Annotated in this window: 20 protein-coding genes; 4 read left to right on the forward strand and 16 right to left on the reverse strand. The window is 37.4% G+C overall.

The window, feature by feature from the left end:
• Positions 1–15 precede the first annotated feature (15 nt).
• The 13 genes from fliW to OK414_RS26630 all read right to left on the reverse strand — a co-directional run bounded on the left by fliW (position 16) and on the right by OK414_RS26630 (position 10,867).
• Positions 16–438 carry a flagellar assembly protein FliW gene (gene fliW / locus OK414_RS26570; RefSeq protein WP_016765897.1) on the reverse strand — a complete coding sequence of 141 codons (423 nt, stop codon included), beginning with the start codon at positions 436–438 and terminating at the stop codon, positions 16–18.
• An 81-nt stretch (positions 439–519) separates the two neighbouring features.
• Positions 520–1,401: a flagellar hook-associated protein FlgL gene (gene flgL, locus OK414_RS26575; RefSeq protein WP_034648341.1), complete on the reverse strand. Its 882-nt coding sequence runs from the start codon at positions 1,399–1,401 to the stop codon at positions 520–522.
• A 2-nt stretch (positions 1,402–1,403) separates the two neighbouring features.
• Entirely contained in the window at positions 1,404–2,927 is a 1,524-nt protein-coding gene (gene flgK, locus OK414_RS26580) for a flagellar hook-associated protein FlgK (RefSeq protein ID WP_128821407.1), read from the reverse strand.
• Between the two features lie 18 nt (positions 2,928–2,945).
• Complete coding sequence (locus OK414_RS26585) at positions 2,946–3,407, reverse strand: flagellar protein FlgN (protein WP_223269021.1); 462 nt, start codon at positions 3,405–3,407, stop codon at positions 2,946–2,948.
• A 21-nt stretch (positions 3,408–3,428) separates the two neighbouring features.
• Positions 3,429–3,683, reverse strand: coding sequence for a flagellar biosynthesis anti-sigma factor FlgM (flgM, locus tag OK414_RS26590; RefSeq protein ID WP_263045916.1), 255 nt, complete (start codon positions 3,681–3,683; stop codon positions 3,429–3,431).
• A 159-nt stretch (positions 3,684–3,842) separates the two neighbouring features.
• The gene (locus tag OK414_RS26595) at positions 3,843–4,256 is read right to left on the reverse strand and encodes a TIGR03826 family flagellar region protein (RefSeq protein ID WP_263045917.1); all 414 of its coding nucleotides are present in this window, start codon (positions 4,254–4,256) and stop codon (positions 3,843–3,845) included.
• A gap of 61 nt (positions 4,257–4,317) precedes the next feature.
• Entirely contained in the window at positions 4,318–4,953 is a 636-nt protein-coding gene (locus tag OK414_RS26600) for a ComF family protein (protein WP_233335182.1), read from the reverse strand.
• Positions 4,954–5,006: 53 nt separating this feature from the next.
• Positions 5,007–6,515: a DEAD/DEAH box helicase gene (locus OK414_RS26605; protein ID WP_171776515.1), complete on the reverse strand. Its 1,509-nt coding sequence runs from the start codon at positions 6,513–6,515 to the stop codon at positions 5,007–5,009.
• 79 nt (positions 6,516–6,594) lie between these two features.
• Positions 6,595–7,440: a DegV family protein gene (locus OK414_RS26610; RefSeq protein ID WP_034648322.1), complete on the reverse strand. Its 846-nt coding sequence runs from the start codon at positions 7,438–7,440 to the stop codon at positions 6,595–6,597.
• A 106-nt stretch (positions 7,441–7,546) separates the two neighbouring features.
• Positions 7,547–7,984 (reverse strand): YaaR family protein, encoded by a 438-nt coding sequence (locus OK414_RS26615; RefSeq protein WP_263045918.1) that lies wholly within the window; start codon positions 7,982–7,984, stop codon positions 7,547–7,549.
• A 119-nt stretch (positions 7,985–8,103) separates the two neighbouring features.
• The gene (gene fliS / locus OK414_RS26620) at positions 8,104–8,535 is read right to left on the reverse strand and encodes a flagellar export chaperone FliS (RefSeq protein ID WP_080743085.1); all 432 of its coding nucleotides are present in this window, start codon (positions 8,533–8,535) and stop codon (positions 8,104–8,106) included.
• A gap of 422 nt (positions 8,536–8,957) precedes the next feature.
• The gene (locus tag OK414_RS26625; RefSeq protein ID WP_013059772.1) at positions 8,958–9,641 is read right to left on the reverse strand and encodes a response regulator; all 684 of its coding nucleotides are present in this window, start codon (positions 9,639–9,641) and stop codon (positions 8,958–8,960) included.
• A gap of 77 nt (positions 9,642–9,718) precedes the next feature.
• Positions 9,719–10,867 carry a sensor histidine kinase gene (locus tag OK414_RS26630; protein WP_034648316.1) on the reverse strand — a complete coding sequence of 383 codons (1,149 nt, stop codon included), beginning with the start codon at positions 10,865–10,867 and terminating at the stop codon, positions 9,719–9,721.
• A gap of 439 nt (positions 10,868–11,306) precedes the next feature.
• Here OK414_RS26630 and OK414_RS26635 point away from each other — a divergent pair, with 439 nt between their 5' ends.
• Together OK414_RS26635 and OK414_RS26640 are read left to right on the forward strand one after the other, a co-directional pair.
• Positions 11,307–11,942: a YigZ family protein gene (locus tag OK414_RS26635; RefSeq protein ID WP_013085443.1), complete on the forward strand. Its 636-nt coding sequence runs from the start codon at positions 11,307–11,309 to the stop codon at positions 11,940–11,942.
• A gap of 195 nt (positions 11,943–12,137) precedes the next feature.
• Positions 12,138–13,136 carry an LCP family protein gene (locus tag OK414_RS26640; protein ID WP_034648314.1) on the forward strand — a complete coding sequence of 333 codons (999 nt, stop codon included), beginning with the start codon at positions 12,138–12,140 and terminating at the stop codon, positions 13,134–13,136.
• A 38-nt stretch (positions 13,137–13,174) separates the two neighbouring features.
• On the opposite strand, the gene OK414_RS26645 is transcribed toward OK414_RS26640, so the two are convergent.
• A complete protein-coding gene (locus OK414_RS26645) occupies positions 13,175–14,227 on the reverse strand; it encodes a glycosyltransferase family 4 protein (protein ID WP_013059776.1) in 1,053 nt (350 codons plus the stop codon).
• A gap of 626 nt (positions 14,228–14,853) precedes the next feature.
• Here OK414_RS26645 and OK414_RS26650 point away from each other — a divergent pair.
• Together OK414_RS26650 and OK414_RS26655 are read left to right on the forward strand one after the other, a co-directional pair.
• A complete protein-coding gene (locus OK414_RS26650; protein ID WP_034648312.1) occupies positions 14,854–15,387 on the forward strand; it encodes an NfeD family protein in 534 nt (177 codons plus the stop codon).
• 20 nt (positions 15,388–15,407) lie between these two features.
• Positions 15,408–16,937 carry a flotillin family protein gene (locus tag OK414_RS26655; protein ID WP_013085445.1) on the forward strand — a complete coding sequence of 510 codons (1,530 nt, stop codon included), beginning with the start codon at positions 15,408–15,410 and terminating at the stop codon, positions 16,935–16,937.
• A 36-nt stretch (positions 16,938–16,973) separates the two neighbouring features.
• Here the strand turns inward: OK414_RS26655 and OK414_RS26660 are convergent, their stop codons facing one another.
• Both OK414_RS26660 and OK414_RS26665 read right to left on the reverse strand, forming a co-directional pair.
• Entirely contained in the window at positions 16,974–17,681 is a 708-nt protein-coding gene (locus OK414_RS26660; RefSeq protein ID WP_013059779.1) for a WecB/TagA/CpsF family glycosyltransferase, read from the reverse strand.
• A 66-nt stretch (positions 17,682–17,747) separates the two neighbouring features.
• Entirely contained in the window at positions 17,748–19,031 is a 1,284-nt protein-coding gene (locus OK414_RS26665; RefSeq protein ID WP_263045919.1) for a nucleotide sugar dehydrogenase, read from the reverse strand.
• Positions 19,032–19,089: the final 58 nt, after the last annotated feature.

Raw genomic sequence — 19,089 nt, forward strand, 5'->3', positions numbered from 1 at the left:
CCTTATCTATTCCTCTTACTCAAATAACCTGTGCTTCGTTTCGTAAGCTGTATTCATTAAAATCACTTGCTTAGCAAGCTGTTTCTTTGTATTAATAATAACAGGCGCCTGCAAATTAGCCGTTATCTTTTCCACCGAATTTGACATCGTAAGCAATACGTAAACAGCTGCATCTTCCACTTGTTGTAATTGAAGCTTTTCGATTTCCTGAGGTTCTAGTTGAAAATCATAATCTAAAAAAAACTGAAATGGATCCGTGATAATAAAAGCTACTTCTTTGGTTTGAATAGACTGCAGAACTTGGAAAGCTTCGGCTTCTGGAAGTGGTAAAATAACAAATTCAGTTTCTTCCAAAAAACCTGGAATCCCTTGATTGAATGTCAGTGTTTGTTGATTATCTATTTCTATATCTCCATGATAGCTTGTTGAAATTTTCATCTCATCACACCTTTGCTAATTGATTTTTTCTTGTTATCTTTTTTCATTGTAAAAAAGCTCCTTCTGTTTAGAAGGAACTTTTTAACGCAAGAAATCTAGCAGCGTAGGCTGAATAATTTGAGCCCCTACTCCCAAAGCAGCACGATGCACGCTTTCTTGTACGGTTAAATCCGTAATGACTTGTTCAATATCTGCATCTTCATTATTTGAAAGCATCTTAGTAGCCGTAATTTCCTGTGAATCAAGGCGGTTTTCGATCAGCTCAAGCCGATTGCTTCTTGCTCCCAATTCAGATCGCTCCGCTAATAGCGTAGACAGCTGCGTGTCTACCTGTGTAGAAAGATCTTTTAGTGAGTTTACATCATTTTGCTCAAAAGCTGTTTGAACATTGTTCATTAAGTCAAATGCACCTTGTCCAAAAATGTTTTCAGGGTGAATATTGACTCTTAACTGGATACCTTTTGAGACTTCAACTGAAAAAGGATCCAGGTTAATATTCGATTCTATCATACCGCTTGCATTCTCACTTATAGGCGCTGTTCCTACATTTACACCGTTAAAGATATAGTTTCCTGCCACCTGCGTATTGCCTACTTGCATATAATCCAGCTTTAACTGTTCAATTTCACGTGCAATCGCTTGACGGTCATCACTTTCATTCGTACCGTTTAACCCTTGCACGACCAACTCCTTAGTGCGCTGAAGAATGGAATTGACTTGTTCAAGTCCTGATTCTGAACTATCAAACCAAGACTGTGCTTCTGTTAAATTACGTTTATATTGATTTACTTCAGAAAGATTCGAACGATAAGCCATTCCTTTAGTAGCCACTACCGGGTCATCAGAAGGACGAGTAATTTTCTTTCCCGTTGATAATTGGTTTTGAAGTGTTTCCAGCTTATTATAGCTATTGCTAATCTGTTTTAACGAATTAGCCGCTAACATTCCTTGTGTGACGCGCATCTTTACCTTCCTCCAGTTCCAAGACCGTTTACAATTTTATCAAGCATTTCATCAATCATAGTCACCATACGGGCACTAGCGTTATATGCATGCTGAAACTGAATCATATTGGTCATCTCTTCATCTAATGAAACTGCACTGATAGACTGGCGCCTTTGCTCTACAGCTCCCTGAAGGGTTTCTGAATTACTTTTTAAGCGGTTGGCTTGTTGGGCATCTACTGACATTTGGCCAATAACAGATTGATAAAAGCCATCTAGGGAAACAGCTTGATTCCCGGAATTAATAAGCACCTTTTGACGAAATTGAGACAATAGCTGAGCAGTTTTTCCATCTCCTTTGCGACCAGTTCCATCATCCCCAGAGGAGCCCGAAGAAGCAGCAGCAATATTGTTTATGTTTTGTTTAATTTTATCAGCAATAACAATTCCAGTTGCAGCCCCTTCTTTCTGAGAAATCTCATTAAAAAAGGACATACCAGTATCACCATCTAGTGTGACACCTTGTTGGTGCTTATCATTAAACCAATTTACAAATTCATATGCCATTTCATCTAAATCATCAATCATTGAAGCGTAAACACCTGTTTTATTACCACTATTATCTATATATCCAGAAGCCTCAATTAACCCTTTAAGTTTTCCTTGAGGAAATGACTCAGGGTTCCGTATCTCATCCCCTATATGAATTTCCGTCACATAGGAATCTTGATTTGTTTTCAAACTGATGGCATTTACTTGATGAGTTTTCCCATCTAAAAGAGTAATAGGCCCCTGAGACGTTTGAAGCTGAACCGTTACCACTCCTTCTGACGTTGCAGAAGCGTTCCCGCTGCTTTTTGTATACTCTAAAGAAACCGGCATAAATTTAGAAATCTCATCTAGCAGCCGATCTCTTTCATCATACAAATCATTAGGCAAATAGCCATTCGGTTCTACGTTTTGTATTTGTTGGTTCACATTACTTATTTGCTCTAACAAAGAATTCACTTGTGTTACCGCTACGTCACGCTCGTTTTGTAAATCACTTTGAACCGTTTTTAAAGAAGTAGATAAATAAGAGAAAGTATCGCCTACTGCTTCGGCTCGTTCAATCATAACAGACCTGGCTCCTGCTTCTGAAGGGTGTGAAGCTACATCTTGAACGGACTCAAAGAATTGATTAAAAACAGCTGAAAGTCCATCTTCAGTAGGTTCATTCATAATTTCCTCCATTTTTTCAAGAGCACCAGCGCGCGCATCCCAATACCCCACTTTAATGGTTTCATCTCGATACTGGGTATCTAAAAATGTATCACGTATTCGCTCTACCGTGCTGGCTTCTACTCCCATTCCTATTTGGCCCGCAGTTCCAGTCTGATTCATCCCTGGGGCTGGATAAGCTGGGAACGTTTCTAAACTTACTCGCTGACGCGTATAGCCCGGCGTATTTGCATTAGATACGTTATGGCCAATCGTGTAAAGAGCCGCTTGTTGGGCATCCATTCCTCGTTTAGCCACTTGCAAACCATGAAATGTTGAACTCATTCTGCTTTCCTCCGTTCTTTATGCCTTCGAATTAAAAATAGAGTTTGATTGAAACGATCTATTATTTGTTTTTGTGTAATTGAACGAATCCTCTCGTTTCGATGGAACAAGAAGGTCTAGTTCGGTATGAATCAGCTGCAAAGACTGTGTGAGCAGCTGATTGTTTAAGTCATTTGCATACTTTATATCTTGAATTATATCTATTAGCTGTTTTTGAAAGGGTATCAAGATGGAGTACTCAGAGAATGAGCCTGCTATTTCTTCAATGGAGCGAGCAGCATGTCCGCTTTTTTCCATCGCTTCTATACGTTTTGTTTCCAGTGCAGAAATAGCAGCTATATGAGATTGCTCTTTTTGCAAAGAAGCCGTCAATGCCTTTACATCTTGTTTAATAATAAAGTTCGTTTTCTCTTTAACAATGACAGACAAACTTTTGTGAAGCGTTACTTGTTTTTCTAGTATCGTTTGAATTTCTTGCACGTTCAATCAATGTCATTCCTTTTATTTTTTATAGAAATCTACAATACTTTTAGCAATTTCTTTTCCGTTAATTTCGTATGTTCCGCTGTTAATTTGCTGTTTTAGTTTCTCCAATTTTTCAAGTCTTTCTGGAGATGGTTCATTTCCCTGAAGTTTCTTCGCCTTAGATGAAATATGAATCTGATCTTGTGGATTCTTTTTAGAGACCTGTTCTGTTTTTTCTGATTGTTTTTTGTACGGATTTATTCCAAATAAGTTCGATGGGTTAATCTTCATCTCTCTCACCTCTTTTTATATTTGTATCCGTTATCTCTATTCATTATATCGGAATTTCAGCCTAAACCTTTAGCATCGGCAAAGAAGTTGAGACCATTTTCACAGTCCACCTTAAACATAGGTCTATAGATAGAGAATCTGCAAACACTCCGCACACTTTTACTCTTTTTTCCTTTCGTTAGAACGATAGGTGGGACGCGTCGGCTCTTCATTTGAACGAATTATCTCATGATTATGCTTTTCTAACCCATGTTTAATTTCTTGAGAGCATGAATGACAGAGTTTACCTTCTCGAATCTGAGCGTTGCATTGCATGCATGGATAGCTTATGTTTGGAAAGTTCGTTAGCACTAATCGACCTTGTCGAATAAATTGATGAATTAACGAATCTGAAACGCCCGTTTCTTTCATTACTTCGTAAGTCGTTGCTGTACGATTTGCTCTCTTCTTCAAGAATGAAGAAACACGTTGAAACAGAGCTTCTTCTTTGTCAAAATATGATTTACATATGTTTATTGATCCACTTTTTACAAATAAATGACCGCATTCCCTGCAATTATCTAACGTTCCCATATTCGAAACTCCTCATTTGTTTTTTATTTTACTATCGGTCAAATTTTTAAATTATACATCTTCATGCGCGAATTAAAGTGAGCGAACGAACTGAACGTGCTCCAGCTTCCTGCAAACAATTTGCCGCTTGGCGCACAGTTGCTCCTGTTGTATAAATATCATCAATCAAGAGAAATTCTTGATTCGTAACCATTGAGGAATCGACTACTTTAAATTCCAGTCTTTCTGCCAGCCGACTTCGCCTATTTTTCTTTGATTGCTTTGTTCCTGAACAGCGAACAAGAGGCATTTCTATGTTGCCACTGATCAGTTCAGCTAGCGCTAAAGATTGGTTAAACCCTCTCTCATATAATCTTTCGTCCGTTAAAGGTATAGGAACTAGTATAGCTTTTGGATTACATTCTTTTTTATAAAACTTATACCACTGCTCCTTGAATGCTTGGATAATTTCATAATCTCCTTGAAATTTAAAACGTTCTATTATGCTTTGCATAAAATCATTGTACGCATAAAGAGAACGGTTAAAAAAAGAAGCATCATTCCATTTCTGACAGTCCATACATGTGTCTAGCTCATAATGAGAAGAAGCCAGGTCTGCAAGAGAACGGCCGCATCCCCTGCAAATGCTGCTGATGATGATGGGACATTTTTGCAAGCAAACAGTGCAAATTCTGTCCGTTGAAGAAGGTTTTAACAATGACCTCCAATCGAAAGAAGAGACAAGAGGTTCAAAACAAATCAGACATATTGTCATCGATCAACCAGCCCTTCCTTATAAGCTAGAGCATTCATATATTCAATATGCTCTTTTGCTTTTCGCATAGACAGAGACTGCCCATAATGAAAAAACACCACGTCTCCCGTTGGAAATTGAGCACTCCTCCCCACTCTTCCTGAAATCTGAACAAGAGCACTTTCAGTAAAAATCGTTTCTTCTGCTCCCAATACTGCAACATCTATGTTGGGAACCGTTACGCCTCGCTCTAATATTGTTGTCGTTACTAAAATAACGAGCTGCCCTTCTCTAAATTTCATTACTTTTTCTTTTCGCTGGGAATCTTCAGCATGGACACCGTCTACCTTTTCCGTCAACTTCCGAATCATGTCTGTGATCGGAGCAATCCACTTAATTTGCGGGACGAAGATAAAGCATTGTTTCCCTTCATTTATTCTTTTTTTCAGCCATTTCTCAACATTAGCAGGCAAAGTATTTGTTTTCATTTTTTTCTTCCAATTGCCACACCATTCAAACCGGGGAACAGGAATAAGCATTCGGTGATAGCGGGCTGGAATTTTAACTACTTGTTTTTTACCTTGCTCAACGTCTTTTTTTAATGATTCATTTGGAGTCGCTGTTAAATAAATCTTTGATGCAGCGTGTTTAGCTGCTTTTGCAACAGCATAGTGCAGCATAGGCTCTGTCGAATACGGGAATGCATCTACTTCGTCAATAATCAGCACATCGAATGCTTGATAATAATGCAGAAGTTGATGAGTGGTGGAAATAATAAGAGAGGATTCATGAAAACGGTCTTCGCTGCCTCCATACATAGCCAGCACAGACATGTCCGGGAATGCTGATTGAATTCTTGGCTTTAACTCAATAACTACATCTGTTCTTGGAGTAGCAATACAGACTTTCTTTCCGCTGTTCAACGCTGCTTCAATACCTTTAAATAAAATTTCCGTTTTTCCTGCTCCGCAAACAGCCCAAATTAACAGCTCTTCATCCTTTTTTATAGCTTGAATGAGTTCATTTGAAGCACGTTCTTGAGCTTTAGACAGCATTCCTTTCCAATTCATCACGCTGCTTTTTGGCAGGACATTACTTGTTGGTCCTTCCCAGTTTATAAAAGGTGTGCACTCACTTACTTTCCCCATTGCAATACATGCTCGGCAATAGCAGCACTCCTGGTGACATCTACTGCATGGAAATGAAGCAAAATAAAAGGGGCTATCACTTCCACACCGGTTGCATTTATATCCGTTTTCTTTCTGGGTAAGTGCTTTTTGATAGGAAATATATCCGTTTAGATAATGTTCATGAATGAGAGATAAAGGATAGGGAGTCTGAGTTAGCAGAAGCTGCTTTCCGCTTAGAGAGCGCTGAAGATCTAAAGAGTAGGGGTATGAAGGATTTAAAGGTGGAGTTCTCCACGTATCGAGTTTTGAGAGAGGAAAAGCAGCTGGGCTAGGTACTTGAACGGGATTTAGCAATTCTTGTTTAACAGTAAAAAGCATATCTTCATTCCTTTCCATGTTTATCGTACACATCTATATACGCAAAAAAAGGTGTTTTTTCCTGCAAAAAAACCAAATCAAATGATTTGGTTTTCGATTACTTTTTATACCAGCCTATACCGATGGCACCTTCACCTAAATGCGTGCCAATCACAGCGCCAAAATAAGAAAGACTCCATTCAATATGAGGATATTCTTGTTCTAAGTCTCGTTGAATTTCTTTTGCTTCATTTTCACGATTAGAATGAATAACTACAGCTTTCATAGGTACATTTTCTTTTGCATCCTCATCAAGAAGCTCCGTGATTCGTTTTAACGCTCGCTTACGCGTACGAATTTTTTCAAATGGAACAATTTTTTTAGATTCAAAATGCAGCACTGGCTTTACTTGAAGCAGACTGCCGATAATAGCCTGAGCAGCATTTAGGCGACCTCCACGCTGCAAGTGAGATAAATCATCTACCATAAAATACGCACGCATTGATAGTTTCATCTCTTCAAAACGCGCAATGATTTCGTCAGGATGTTTATTTAATTGGACCATCTCGGCTCCTTCAATCGCATAAAAGCCTTGAACCATACAGCTGATTTCTGAATCAAATACGTGCACGTCAAAGTCTTCTACCATGCTACCTGCCGTCAAAGCTCCCTGATACGTTCCGCTAATTCCACTAGATAACGTAATAACGATAGCAGCATCGAATTGATCTCGTTTTAACTGTTCAAACAACTCTACAAATTCTCCGATAGCAGGCTGAGAAGTGGTTGGAAGATTTTTTGCTTCTTTAATTTTTTCAAAATATTGATCTGCAGTCATATCTACTTCTTCACGATATGTTTCTTCACCGAAAATAACGCTTAGCGGCACCATATGTATATGATAGTTTGATTGAATTTCCTCTGATATATAGGCGGTACTATCTGTAATAATTGCTGTTTTCATAAGATAGGGATCCATCCTTTGTTATATAAAATAATTTCACTCTATTCTACAACATTTAGAATTAAAATGCATGTAACGAGAGGTTTACCTATTAGTAAAAGCTCCCTCACGTATACATATTGATTAACAAACCTTGAATTTCTCCAACCCGCTTGAGTAAATTTAAACTGTTTTTTTCTTTTTGAAGGATATCATTTGTCAAGTCAACTAGTTTCGTATCCACTTCTTTCACTAACTTATATACTTTAGTCGTTCCTCTATGATTAAATCCTCTTTCTTCATGAAGTTCAAAACCATTTTTAACGGCTTCGTTCATAAACTGCTTCACAAGCGTCTTGTATTTCCGCAAAGAATCAATAGTTTGACTTTTCACTAACTGCTTTCCCTGTTCTTCAATTTTATTTATCACTTGAGTTAAATGTTCATAGGTTAGTTCGTTTTGTTTCTTGGCCATTACTCCTGTAAATGAAACCGAACCACTTACTTCTTTTTCTCTAATGAGATTCATGGAAGAAGAAAGACTGTTAATTCGCTGTACCTCCACTATGTATCTCTCCTTTCTCTGTTAGTATACACTCCATTCAATTTAGACTTTTAGATATGCTAGCTGGATTAGCTGAAAGTTTCGAGAGGCATCTGATGCGTGGATATGATGATTCCCCTTTAGCTAACAGTGATGCTTATGTGCTGTTCATAAGAAGACAGCTTGTTTTTTCGGAGCGAAGAGGTAACTTTAGGCGTCGCTTTTAACACTTCATTCCAAGCGTTAGAAAGCTGCTTCATCATTTGTTGAACTTCACATAAAATAAACGTATCTTTTTTAAAATTAGCCTTAATTAATCGCTCAGACATATAGTTGTACAGGGTATCTAACTGCTCTGCAATGATACCTGCTTGATATGTTAAGCCAATTCCTAGCTGATATAAAATATCGTTGCACTGTTTAATTTTTTCATTCGCTGTAAAATAATCGCTGTGTTGAATTGCTATAACAGCTTCATCAATATTTTGAATAAATTTTTCATACATCATAGCTGTTAGCTCTTGCGGAGATTTATGATAGATTAATTCTTCCGTTATAAAATTCAGCTTCATCACCTTCTTGTCTTCTTTAAATCAGTTTTCTATTTATTTCACTAAAAGCTAACTTATAAATTTTTAAAGGACACCAGTTGAGGTTTGAATAAATTTTTCTAAGACCTCATATGTATCTCAATGTATTAAAGACCTTTTCTTACAAGAGCATGCATCAACTTGATGGACATTATTTTGAGGTATGGATGCTTTCGTCGAAGGGTGTAGGATCCTTAAGATTCCCTTTATGCTTAAGCGAAGTTAAAGGACGAGTAAATGTGTAAAGGTATCACCCTTTGCCTTCCTAAAAGATATTTTCTCCCCTTAACTTATCGGTTGTTTTACTCTCTCATTAAACATGCCTTTTTACCTACAATTTCAAAAAAATTTATAAAAAGAAAAAAAAAGTCCGATATACCTAGTGGTATATCAGACTTTTGAACTTATCTTACTTCTACCCAACCGTTTTTGATTGCCACAACGACAGCTTGAGTACGATCATTTACATTCATTTTTTGCAAAATATTACTCACATGGTTTTTAACGGTTTTCTCACTAATATATAATGCTTCTCCGATTCCTCGGTTACTTTTACCATCAGCTAACAGTTGGAGCACTTCGCACTCACGACGTGTTAACAAATGTAGTGGACGACGAATCTCAATTGGTTCGTGCGGATAAGAAGACGATTGTCCTTGAGCTGCTAGTCGACGGTACTCTTTTACTAAACTATGCGTTACTTTCGGGTGTAAATATGAACCACCTTCTGCAACTACTTTCACCGCCTCAATTAACGCATCCGCATCCATTTCTTTTAGCAGATAGCCTCGTGCACCTGTTTGTAAGGCGTGAGTTACATATGTCTCATCATCATGGATAGATAAGATAATAACTTTAGCGTCCGGATTTACTTCTACAAGCTTTTTCGTAGCTTCTACACCATTTACAGCCGGCATGTTAATATCCATGATTACAACATCAGGTTGATGTTCTTCTACAAGGTCAATAACTTCGCTACCGTCGTCACCTTCTGCAACTACTTCAAAATCTTTTTCGAAATCTAAAATTCTTTTTACTCCTTCACGGAATAATTGGTGATCGTCGATTATGATAATTCTTGTCTGCATGTTTGATTCCTCCCCAAATCGAACAACAAATGTTTTACTCTATATTGACCCCTATTTATATACATATCTCTGCCTTTTTAAGCGGCTATAATCGGTACTTTAATCATAACAAGCGTGCCTTGGTTAATTTTCGAATGAACAGAAATAGTCCCATCTAACAAATCAACACGCTCTTTCATTCCTATTAAGCCGAACGAATTCTCTTTTTTCTCTTCTTGATTAAAACCGCAGCCGTCATCTTTGACAAGCAAAATAGCGTATTCATTGTTGAACTCTATCTTCACTTGGATTTCCGTCGCGTCTGCATGTTTTAATGCGTTCGTTACAGCTTCTTGCACTAAGCGAAACAGTGCTACTTCTAATTTTGAAGCAGTTCGCTTCTCTTGTCCAATGGAAATAAACGTAATCCGAGGCTTGCCTTCGTTATAATCTTCGATTGTATCAAGATATTTACGCAGCGTCGGAATTAGACCTAAGTCGTCAAGTGCCATCGGTCTTAAATCATATATAATTCGACGCACTTCGTATAGGGCAGAACGAACCATTTTTCGTAAATCCCGAATTTCCTCCATTGCTTCTTTTGCACTACGTTCCCGGTAAATTCGGTCAATTAATTCCGATCTCATCATAACATTTGCAAGCATTTGAGCTGGGCCGTCATGAATCTCTCTTGACAAACGTTTCCGTTCCTCTTCCTGAGCTTCAATAATCCGAAAGCCAAAATACTCTTTTTGAATGGCATCTTCTACTATTTCCCCTACTTGTTTTAAATCACTTGTTAAATAATTTAACACAACGGAAATTTGACCTACTAGGTGATCTGCACGTTTAATCGTTTCTTCTAATGTAAGCAAGCGTCTTTCTAGTTCATCTCGACGATTACGCAGCTGATATTCGCTTTGCTGATTCATCAGCAGCTTGGTTTGTAATTCATGTGCTTTTTCATAAGCGTCTTTTACTTCAGGCTCTGAATAAATTTGAAAATGTCGGCTCACATCAGACAAACGCTTTCGAGCCAACCTTGCCTGGGTTTCCAATTTATCGCCTTGCTCTATCGTCTCAAGAACTTTCCCTTTTAACACTTCTAACTCTTCTTTTATTTGCTGATATTCTTGTCTGGCATCTTCAGAAAGACGATAGACTTCATTTTTACTATCTCCCACTGTGCCAATAATTTTCTCAAAAATTTCATCAAGTGCCTTACTTGTTAATTTATGTTTCGACATTTACTCACCCCAAACTATACTCACATTCGGAGAAATGTCTATACGTTCATGCTATATATAGTATTCGTATGACCTATCTGAATTGTGAGGATAAGATCCATATTTTCTCCCTATCTGACTTTTTATATCCAAAAAGTAACGGTTGTTTTTAGTACCCTCAAACTCGACATCAATCGACGCTTGACTCGCGTTATTTGAATAGATTACCATTTACGCTCACTCTTCAACAGTGACTAACTGCCTGTTTAAACCATTTCATTATTTAGCTATGCAAGCCTGCACACTCTTTTATTATAACGTATATTCTGTATAGCTTGTTCAAGTGAGGTTGAATTTGATTAATTGATGTCTTTTCATAAACATTTTATACTAATAGCAAGTAAACAGTACGTAAATACCCGTTTTTCTTCTATTTATAACGCTAAGGAGGATTTTTTGATTGTTATCACAATATTATACCGTAAAACAAGAAGGTTCACATGAAATCACTATTCAAAAATCTAGATTCATTTGTCATATGAAACGTGTAACAACTGAGGAAGAAGCTCAGCAATTTATTCAAGACATTAAAAAACAGCACTGGAATGCTACTCATAACTGTTCAGCTTACCTAATTGGAGAACGAGATCAATTTCAAAAAGCAAACGATGATGGAGAACCAAGTGGAACAGCAGGCGTACCAATGTTAGAAGTGCTTAAAAAAAGAGGCTTAAAAGATACGGTGGTCGTCGTTACGCGCTATTTCGGAGGCATTAAATTGGGCGCAGGTGGCTTGGTGCGCGCATATGGGAAATCTGTTTCCGAAGCGTTAAATGAACTAGGTACAGTCAAACGAACTCTCATGGCGGTTATGCATACAACCGTCGACTATACATGGCTTGGAAAATTAGAAAATGAACTTCGCAGTTCCGTTTATCTATTAAAAGAAATCCACTACGCAGATATGGTAGAGATTGAAACATTTGTAGAGGAAGCTCAAACAGAAGCATTTACTGAATGGATGACCGAGCTAACAAACGGCCAAGCAGATATTCGAGCAGGTGAGACGACCTATTTAGAAGAAGATGTAGAATGAATTATTTACTCTTATTAAAAAACATTGTACAATTGATAAATAGCGCAACTATTCTGATGGTTGCGCTACTTGTCAATGAGTAAAAACCTCGTACAGATGCATAGCTTTGACGAGTTTGATTCATACATTCCAATTTATAACACATACTAATTGTCACAATAAGTGTTCGAATATACGAATAAAAGGAGAAACCGTATGGCTCAATATAGACGTTTTCAAAAAAGAGTAAACAAACGGAAAAGAAAACGAAGGCTTTTTACATTTTTTCTGTTACCTATCCTTATTTTAGGGCTTTCTGCGACTGCTTATGGCTCTTATTTGTTTGTTAAAGCTAAAACAGTAGCTTCTGATTCTTATGAAGGACTCGGAGATCGCGATAACTCTCCTATGCGTGATCGTAAAATCGATCCCAAAAAAGATGATATATCCATTTTATTTATGGGCGTAGATGATAGTGAAACCAGGAAATTCGGGAAATCAGCCCGTACGGATGCTTTAATTTTGGCGACCTTTAACGAAACCAATAAAACCGTAAAGCTTGTAAGCATACCTCGAGATTCGCGGGTTTATATACCTGAAGTGAACAGAAAAGATAAAATCACTCATGCGCATGCTTACGGAGGTCCAAAAGCAACTGTAGAAACGGTAGAACATCTGTTTAATGTCCCCGTTGATTACTATGTTAAAGTGAATTTTAAAGCTTTCACAGACATTGTAGACTCACTTGGGGGAATCGATTTTGATGTACCTTATGCGATGAGTGAAAAGGACTCAAAAGATCGTCATAATGCTATTGTCTTAAAACCAGGAAATCAACATTTAAATGGCGAAGAAGCGTTAGCTGTTGCTCGAACACGAAAACAAGACAACGATATTGAGCGAGGAAAAAGACAACAGCAGTTGATTGAAGCCATGATTAAAAAAGCTGCTTCCATTGGATCACTAAATAAATATGGAAATCTTATCGAAGCTGTTGGCGATAATATGAAAACGAATTTAATGTTCGGTGAAATGCTTTCATTTTATGATTATGCTTCGAAAAAAGTAGACATCGAAACCATTAACTTAGACGGCAGCGATGAAAAAATTAACGGCGTGTACTACTTTAAACTAGACAATGATTCAGTAGAAAAAGTAAGTGAAAAGCTCCGCAAGCATTTAGGCATTGAATCAACTTCAGATACAACAGAATAATTAAAAAGACCTCTTGGATATCCAAGAGGTCTTTTTAATTAATTTTTTAAACGAAGTCCACGGACCATGTTGAGAATTGGCCTATATGTCTTATCAACTAGTCCTATCTTTTCAACGATAATTTCAATCGCTACAAGGAGGATAGCTAGTACAAGAAAAGATCCCCACATTGTTTGTACCTTTGAGAAGATAACTGCCGCTAAACCAAATATCGCACTCATTCCATAAATAATTAAAACCGTTTGTCTATGGCTGTACCCTAAGCGCAACAAGCAATGATGCAAATGAGATTTATCAGGAGCCGATAGCGGTTGATTTTTTACGATTCGGCGAATAATAGCAAAGAACGTATCTGAAATTGGTACCCCTAAAATAATAACTGGAACAATGAAGGAAATAACCGCTACATTTTTAAATCCTAACAGAGACAAAACAGAAATCATATAGCCTAAAAATAGTGCTCCTGTATCGCCCATAAAAATCTTAGCGGGGTGAAAGTTGTAAAACAAAAATCCGAGCGTACTTCCCAATACGATGAAACCCATGCTTGTCACAAACACATTGCCCATCATAATAGCCATACCCGAGATGGTAATCAATACAATAGAGGAAACGCCGGCAGCTAATCCATCCAATCCATCAATTAAATTAATAGCATTGGTAATTCCTACAATCCATAATACCGTAATTGGAATACTTAACATTCCGAATTCTAATTTTCCGCCAAACGGCAAGTTAATGAAATCAATTTGGACTCCACCGTATACAACAACAATTAATGTCGCTACTAGCTGACCGCCTAATTTGATTTTAGCGGATAGCTCAATCATATCATCTAAGACACCGGTAATGATGATAATGATGCTTCCGATTAAAATCGGCAGCGCATATTTACTGTCAGGCTGTAAAACGAGGTATCCAATAAGAAAACTAAAAAATATCGCCAAACCTCCAAGGCGAGGCATAATTTTTTGATGAACTTTTCGTTGATTTGGTTTATCCGTTGCACCTATTTTAAACGCCAGCTTCTTAACCAGCGGAGTGATCAGAATAGATGTAATAAAACAAATAAACAAGGTCAAATATAGCATGGAGACCCTCCTCAGGTTTATGTTAACCAAAACCATAAAAAATGTATCCAACTTTATATAATTGGATAGTATTTCAAATTGCGTATAACAATAATTACTTACTTATTCCCAAAATGGATTATATCACAATGATTCTACTACTTAAATAGAAATTTATTCTCAAAAATTAGCACATTTACAAACTATCAATAGAAAAGAATTGTATTTTTTTGTGTATAAACAGCTGATTTACTTTATTCTTATGTGGTTATTTTATGTAGAACATTTTCTTTACTATGCTTTATTAAAATATAAGCGAACTCCCCCCTTTTCGTCTAATTTATTCGTCATCTCTAACTCTTTTTCCTTTTTATTAAGCATATTTAAACCTTTATTTTTATTTCATATGGCCCACTCATTATATGAACAAACTTTTGACCTATGCATGTCCACTATTTCAAACCACATTCACTGAATCGTTGTCCTTATCTTATATCATTTAAAAGTTAAAATATAGTAAAATGGATAGAGATAAAATTAAACAAAAAAAGGAATTTTATCAAAAAAATGAAACTTTTTTCGATACGGTTCGTAATACATAAGGAACAGCATCAATCATCTTACATAAAGGGGGTGTTGAATGAACTATGTTCGGTCTATCTGTTCAAACAGTGTATTTGTATGGATTAATTATCTGCGGAAGTCTCACCTTCTTATACATTTTATTTAGCGATTTGTTAGATGGATTATCTGAAGCGATACCTTTTTTTAACCCCACTCTTTTTTTTTCTTTTTTAACATTCTTTAGTGCCAGTGGATATTTGTTCGCCTATACGTCATTGCAAAATTATTTGATTATTTCGATTTCCGCTCTTATTGCCCTTCTACTCGTTATTTTGCTCAATGTTTTTGTATTGATTCCTTTATCATCGGCTGAAGAGTCTCTTGCTTTTACTGAAGATTCGTTAAAAGGAAGACTTGGTACCATTATTACTTCCGTTCCTGCAGATGGTTATGGAGAAGTATTTATCGAAGGGGTTAGCGGCACTATTTCCAAACCCGCTGCCAGCTTTAAAAACACTGCTATACCTTTAGGCAGCAAAGTGCTTGTTGTAGATATACAAAGGGGCAACGCACTCGTTGTGATTTATGAAGAAGTTATCACCAATCACTCATTATAAATAGTATTAGGGGGAGTTTTATGTTTTCAACACCTATATTAGTTGTCGTTGGAATTGTTGTTTTTTTATTAATTGCGCTGATTGCCGTATTTATTACAAAATACCGTACAGCAGGTCCAGATGAAGCGTTAATTGTAACAGGAAGCTATCTGGGAAATAAAAACGTGCACGTCGATGAATCCGGAAACCGCATTAAAATTGTTCGCGGAGGCGGTACGTTTGTGCTGCCAGTTTTTCAGCAGGCTGAGCCTCTGAGCTTGCTGTCAAGCAAACTTGAAGTATCTACACCTGAAGTATATACAGAACAAGGTGTTCCTGTTATGGCTGATGGGGTATCAATCATCAAAATTGGAGGTTCTATTTCAGAAATTGCAACGGCCGCTGAGCAGTTTTTAGGCAAAGCAAAAGAAGATCGCGAAACCGAAGCTAGAGAAGTCTTAGAAGGTCACCTTCGCTCGATTCTTGGTTCTATGACGGTAGAAGAAATTTATAAAAACCGTGAAAAATTCTCTCAAGAAGTACAGCGCGTAGCTTCACAAGATCTGGCTAAAATGGGCTTAATTATTGTATCGTTTACAATTAAAGACGTTCGGGATAAGAACGGCTATCTAGAATCTCTAGGGAAACCTCGTATTGCTCAAGTTAAGCGAGATGCTGACATTGCAACAGCAGAAGCTGAAAAAGAAACAAGAATCAAGCGTGCTGAGGCTCATAAAGATGCCCAAAAAGCGGAGCTTGAGCGAAATACAGAAATCGCGGAAGCTGAAAAAATGAATCAGTTAAAAACCGCTGAATATCGTCGCGAACAAGATATTGCCAAAGCTCGTGCTGACCAAGCATATGATCTAGAAACAGCTCGCGCGAAACAAGATGTAACAGAACAAGAAATGCAAATCCGCATCATTGAACGTCAGAAACAAATTGAATTAGAAGAAAAAGAAATTCTTCGTCGTGAGCGTCAATACGATTCTGAAGTAAAAAAGAAAGCAGATGCAGATCGTTACTCTGTTGAACAATCCGCAGAAGCTGAAAAAGCAAAACAGCTTGCTGAAGCAGACGCCAACAAATATCGAATTGAAGCAATGGCTAAAGCTGAAGCTGAACGCGTTCGAATTGATGGTTTAGCAAAGGCGGAAGCTCAGCGTGCCCAAGGTGAATCTGAAGCTGAGATTATCCGCTTAAAAGGTTTAGCTGAAGCTGAAGCTAAACAAAAAGTAGCTGAAGCATTCGAGCAGTTCGGTCAAGCGGCTATTTTAGATATGATTATCAAGATGCTTCCTGAATATGCAAAACAAGTTGCAAGTCCTTTAGCAAATATCGACAAAATTACGGTTGTGGATACAGGAAGCAACGGTGAAAACAGCGGAGCTAATAAAGTGACTGGCTATGCAACAAACTTAATGTCTTCTCTTCAAGAATCGCTGAAAGCATCCTCAGGTATAGATGTGAAGGAATTGATTGAAAACTTTTCTGGAAAAGGAAATGTGCGACAAAGCTTGCACGAACTAACGGATGAAATCAAGCAACAAAACAAGAAAGAAGATATCTAAAAATAAAAAGCATGCGGATTATATCCGCATGCTTTTTTAACCTCTTAACACTCGAAGAAGAAACCTAGGTAATTCTAACTGACGCTTCCATCTCCATGGTTCTTTTAACAGTCGATAAAGCCACTCTAAACCAAACTTTTGAAAAACAGCAGGTGCTCGGTTCAATCGTCCTGAAATAACATCGAACGAGCCCCCTACGCCTTGATAAACAGAAGGATTAAGTTTCTCTTTATGAGCAATAATCCAATTTTCTTGGGCTGGACTGCCTAAAGCCACAAAAACAATTTCTGCTCCTGAATCATTAATCGTACGTTCAATGACTTCTTCATTTTTTTCATAGCCATTTAATGTTCCAACAATTAAAATCCCTGGAAACATCTCTTCCAACTTAGCTTTGGCTTCATCTGCAATTCCAGGCTTGGCTCCGTATAAAAAAATCCTTTTACCGTTATTCGTTGCTTCTTTACACAGCTTCAGCATCATATCAATACCCGTTACACGCTCACGAATACGTCCCTTTTTGAGCTTTGAAGCTAAAATCACACCGATTCCATCTGGAATTTGATAAGTCGCTTGATTTAATAGTGACTTTAATTCCCTGTCTTCTTGTGCTTTCATAATTTTTTCAGGGTTGATTGCTACAATAAATGATTTTCGGCCTTTATCTATATCCTGAAGTAACTTTACCGCTAGCTCATCGTACGTGTCGCTACAAACGTCTATTCCTAAGATGTTTTCCTTCATTAAATCACCCGTATGTTGATTTTTTAGTTTTTTACAAACGAAAGACAGGCTGTTCAGCCCGTCTTTTTATAAAGTAGAAACTTTTGAATCACCAAGTAACACTACGTCAAAGCCTGCTGCTTTCCATTGATCACGCTGAATGCAGTTTTTCGTATCAAAAATAACTTTTGTACGCATGCGATTTTCAACAGCTGATGGAAGAAGCTCTTTGAACTCATTATGATCTGTTAAAATAAGAATCACATCCGCATGTGCAACAGCTTCATCCAAACTTTGCGTCTGACGTTCGATTTTATTCTCTTTGATATGAGGATCAAATGCTGTGTAATCAACGCCCAGCTTTTCTAAATGATGAAGTACATCTGTTGATGGACTTTCACGCATATCGTCAATATTTCCTTTAAAAGCTAAACCTAAAACAGCTACACGTCCATGTTGAATGCCCTTTTCATCTAGTAGGCTTTTCGTTTTCAATGCTGTATATTCAGGCATTGAATCATTTGTATGACGAGAAAGAGAAATAATTTTTGCCAGTTCTGGCTGAAGCTCCGTTAAGAACCAAGGGTCAACAGCAATACAGTGGCCGCCTACACCAGGACCTGGTAAATGAATGTTTACACGCGGATGATAGTTCGCTAACTTAATCGCTTCCCACGCGTTTACACCAATTTTTTCACTGATTTTTGCCAGCTCATTTGCAAACGCAATGTTCACATCACGATATGTGTTTTCGATTACTTTCACCATTTCAGCTGTTGTAGCATCCGTTACGTGAATATTTCCTTTTACAAATGTTTTATAAAGCTCAACAGTCAAACGACTAGACTCTTCGTTAATACCACCGACAATACGGTCATTATTGACTAATTCCTCAAATACTTTTCCTGGAATAACGCGTTCAGGTGAATGAGAAACAAATAACTCACTGCCTAATTCTAAACCAGTTTCTTTTAGCACAGGTAGCATAACGTCTTCTACTGTACGCGGAGGAACTGTGGATTCTAAAATTACTAAATTTCCTTTACGAACGTAAGGAACAATCGATTTTGTCGCTTCTCGAACATAGTTCAAGTTTGCCGTTTTATCTTCATTAATTGGTGATGGTACAGCAATAATAAAAATATCCGCCTCTTCAGCTGTTGTGCCTACCGTGAAGTGTCCGTTGTCAACTGCTGATTCTAAACGTTCTTGTAAGCCGTTTTCTTCTATATGAAGTTGCTTATTTTTAATTAATTCTACTGCTTTTTCATTTACGTCGACACCATGTACATATAAGCCGTGATTGGCAAACATAACAGCTGTCGGTAAACCTATATATCCTAAACCAACTACACACAATTTCTTTGTCATTGCAGAAAATCTCCTTTATATGACATGCTTAATAAATAAAACCTATCTGATATTATAT

Origin of the sequence: Priestia sp. JV24 (assembly GCF_025910025.1) — a bacterium.
Classification (GTDB): Bacteria; Bacillota; Bacilli; order Bacillales; family Bacillaceae_H; genus Priestia; species Priestia megaterium.

Excerpts from the sequence above, each read along its gene's own strand:
- fliW (WP_016765897.1), bottom strand. The coding sequence starts at position 438 with ATGAAAATTTCAACAAGCTATCATGGAGATATAGAAATAGATAATCAA.
- flgL (WP_034648341.1), bottom strand. The coding sequence starts at position 1,401 with ATGCGCGTCACACAAGGAATGTTAGCGGCTAATTCGTTAAAACAGATT.
- flgK (WP_128821407.1), bottom strand. The coding sequence starts at position 2,927 with ATGAGTTCAACATTTCATGGTTTGCAAGTGGCTAAACGAGGAATGGAT.
- flgM (WP_263045916.1), bottom strand. The coding sequence starts at position 3,683 with ATGAAGATTAACCCATCGAACTTATTTGGAATAAATCCGTACAAAAAA.
- OK414_RS26595 (WP_263045917.1), bottom strand. The coding sequence starts at position 4,256 with ATGGGAACGTTAGATAATTGCAGGGAATGCGGTCATTTATTTGTAAAA.
- OK414_RS26605 (WP_171776515.1), bottom strand. The coding sequence starts at position 6,515 with ATGGAAAGGAATGAAGATATGCTTTTTACTGTTAAACAAGAATTGCTA.
- OK414_RS26610 (WP_034648322.1), bottom strand. The coding sequence starts at position 7,440 with ATGAAAACAGCAATTATTACAGATAGTACCGCCTATATATCAGAGGAA.
- fliS (WP_080743085.1), bottom strand. The coding sequence starts at position 8,535 with ATGAAGCTGAATTTTATAACGGAAGAATTAATCTATCATAAATCTCCG.
- OK414_RS26625 (WP_013059772.1), bottom strand. The coding sequence starts at position 9,641 with ATGCAGACAAGAATTATCATAATCGACGATCACCAATTATTCCGTGAA.
- OK414_RS26630 (WP_034648316.1), bottom strand. The coding sequence starts at position 10,867 with ATGTCGAAACATAAATTAACAAGTAAGGCACTTGATGAAATTTTTGAG.
- OK414_RS26640 (WP_034648314.1), top strand. The coding sequence starts at position 12,138 with ATGGCTCAATATAGACGTTTTCAAAAAAGAGTAAACAAACGGAAAAGA.
- OK414_RS26645 (WP_013059776.1), bottom strand. The coding sequence starts at position 14,227 with ATGCTATATTTGACCTTGTTTATTTGTTTTATTACATCTATTCTGATC.
- OK414_RS26650 (WP_034648312.1), top strand. The coding sequence starts at position 14,854 with ATGTTCGGTCTATCTGTTCAAACAGTGTATTTGTATGGATTAATTATC.
- OK414_RS26655 (WP_013085445.1), top strand. The coding sequence starts at position 15,408 with ATGTTTTCAACACCTATATTAGTTGTCGTTGGAATTGTTGTTTTTTTA.
- OK414_RS26660 (WP_013059779.1), bottom strand. The coding sequence starts at position 17,681 with ATGAAGGAAAACATCTTAGGAATAGACGTTTGTAGCGACACGTACGAT.
- OK414_RS26665 (WP_263045919.1), bottom strand. The coding sequence starts at position 19,031 with ATGACAAAGAAATTGTGTGTAGTTGGTTTAGGATATATAGGTTTACCG.